Origin of the sequence: Listeria rocourtiae FSL F6-920 (assembly GCF_000525975.1) — a bacterium.
GTDB classification, from domain to species: domain Bacteria; phylum Bacillota; class Bacilli; order Lactobacillales; family Listeriaceae; genus Listeria_A; species Listeria_A rocourtiae.
In genome coordinates this window covers 1-2,219 of sequence record NZ_AODK01000086.1, presented here as the reverse complement: position 1 = coordinate 2,219, position 2,219 = coordinate 1, and the positions used below count along the sequence as shown (strand labels likewise).

General features: G+C 38.2%; 4 protein-coding genes. All 4 read left to right on the top strand.

Features of this window, described 5'->3' with window-relative positions; translation table 11 throughout:
• Positions 1 to 354 precede the first annotated feature (354 nt).
• Positions 355 to 528 carry an LPXTG cell wall anchor domain-containing protein gene (locus tag PROCOU_RS15820; protein WP_159101255.1) on the top strand — a complete coding sequence of 58 codons (174 nt, stop codon included), beginning with the start codon at positions 355 to 357 and terminating at the stop codon, positions 526 to 528.
• Positions 529 to 603: 75 nt separating this feature from the next.
• Positions 604 to 762: a toxin Cry1Ac domain D-VI-related protein gene (locus tag PROCOU_RS17890; RefSeq protein ID WP_159101254.1), complete on the top strand. Its 159-nt coding sequence runs from the start codon at positions 604 to 606 to the stop codon at positions 760 to 762.
• Between the two features lie 65 nt (positions 763 to 827).
• On the top strand, positions 828 to 914 hold the full coding sequence (locus PROCOU_RS19435; RefSeq protein WP_369009549.1) for a hypothetical protein: 87 nt from the start codon (positions 828 to 830) through the stop codon (positions 912 to 914).
• A gap of 99 nt (positions 915 to 1,013) precedes the next feature.
• A partial coding sequence (locus PROCOU_RS15815) for a hypothetical protein (protein WP_036074363.1) occupies positions 1,014 to 2,219 on the top strand: 1,206 nt, incomplete at its 3' end.

The following is a 2,219-nucleotide window of genomic DNA, read 5'->3' as shown; positions in this document are numbered from 1 at the left end:
TTTTTGTTATACATACGATGACTGCATTCAAATTGATTATATTTCTGTATATAAAGACATATTTTTTTTGAGATATCATAAATAGTACGTTATAAGGCTTAAGCCTCAACTACGACTAGCAAAAGTTATTTCCTTATCTCCAAGAAAGTGCCAAGCAAGTATTTTTTTGCAACCAATGTATCGGAATTTCATCAGCTAGTCATTTTTGTATTTAGACAATTAGAGATTTTTTCATCTCTCATACAAAGGTATGCTGGTGTATTTTTATATAGATATATTTTTTTAATCAAAGCGAGGAAGAAATGAATAATCATGCATCGTGATCTTTATCAAGGAAATAGTAAGGGAGAGACAATGGGGCTAGCAGAAGAGAGGATAAGTGATGCTGATAAAAATGAGTGTTTACCAAAAACAGGACATAAAAGCGATATTTATTTGCTGTTTTTTGGAATTTTGTTGATTGTAAGTGCTCTATTTTTTTCCTGTGGCAAAGAAGGAGTTATTAGGATACGGCCATTTCGAGAGTAGATGCTATGCAAGTGAGGTAGATAGTGAAGATAAAATAAGGAGGTGGTGCTTTACAAAAAGAGCTAGGCAAGGCAAATGCTAAATACAGTAATTGCTGATACTCTGTTCACAGATAATACGCATGCTACTTTGAAAGAAGACACCAAAAAGGCTAAGATTGATGCAACGCAAGAGCAAGTGTATGCATTGCAAGATAGTGATGTGAAAAAAGATTTACAAGAAGCCCCGAAATAAGCGTAAGCACTTCTGGATACAGCGATGGCGAAGCAAGAACAAGAAAAAGCCGTCAAAGAGATATCGTGAATGTTTTGTTTACAGATGACACGCATACGACGTTAAAAGAGAGCATTAGGCAAGCGGAGATTGATCTGGTCCGAAGACATTGATGCAGGTGCCCAAATTCGCACAGCAACATTGTCGGTCAATTGTAAACATAGCACGCACATAGTAACCTAAAAGATTAATAGAAAAGAGGAAAATAAAACATGAATAAAGTTGCAGTCCCTGTCATTGTTTTTTGTCTGGGGATGAGTTCACTAGTATCACCTAATCAAGTACAAGCGACCGAAAACACAAGCACAGCTTTAGAGAGTAGACTAGCTAGTAGTGGGAAACTTATTGACAGTCCCTACTCCATCAAGGTTCCAACTAACAAAGACCCACTCCTTTTCATTCCGAGCGAGTACTCCTTTTACCCGAGGTTTACATCGGATACTCAAGTAAACTATGTAGTTGGCGGTGTGACACAGGCACTGCCAACGAGTAGGATTATTTTTCAACCAAGCAATGTAACTAAGGGCGTGGAAAATACCTACATGGAGGCAACAAAAGTGGGGATGTATAATTCTAGATGGGTGGACCTTCGACTTATCCCGCTTGAATTAACATCACCAATCACAGTGTACCACAATCCAAGTAATTTCCTGAGGTTCACTAACACAGGAAAAACGTCGGATCCAATTGTTAAAATTCAGTATTTAGACCACGAAACCAAGCAACCTATCCATGTATCTGGATTTTTCACCTATACAGATATAGATAATGAAGAAAGTTTGAAAATTTTTAAAGAAAGCCAATTAAAAAATATTTATGTCATGGAAAAAAGTACGCTGAACTATAGTGATGATGAGACATCGATTTCCATCACATCTGCTGGTGTTACAAGCGATGAAAGCGTTAAAGAGAGCTGGGGATCCTTCATCTATGGGCCGACAGATCACATCGTCATGGCACCGCGAGCTGCTGGAAATAGCATTATAGGTTATATTGGTAAATCCCTTGCACCTATCGAGATTCCCAAACCGCAATTCCTTGCAGATGAGGCAACCTCTAATCTGGAGGATAATCAAGTAGAGTACACGATGATTCAAGAAGTACCGTTTCGCGACACAACGGACTTAGAGAAAAAGTTGGTAATGAAGAATACATTAGAGCCTATTTTGGATATAAAAACGGCCCAAATGACAGATATCTCAGGGAAAGATGCAACATCCTTATTTAACATTACTATCGATCAGGCTACGAATACAGTAAACGCAACGGCGACAGCAGCCGCGCTTAAAAATTCCAATTTTTATACAAACAGTTATGTCCTGAAGGTAACGGCAGAGCTAAAAGAAGATGCCGATTATCAATCGTACCTGAAGAATAAATATTTGGAAATTCCAGCCACTGCACAAACAGAACTGGAA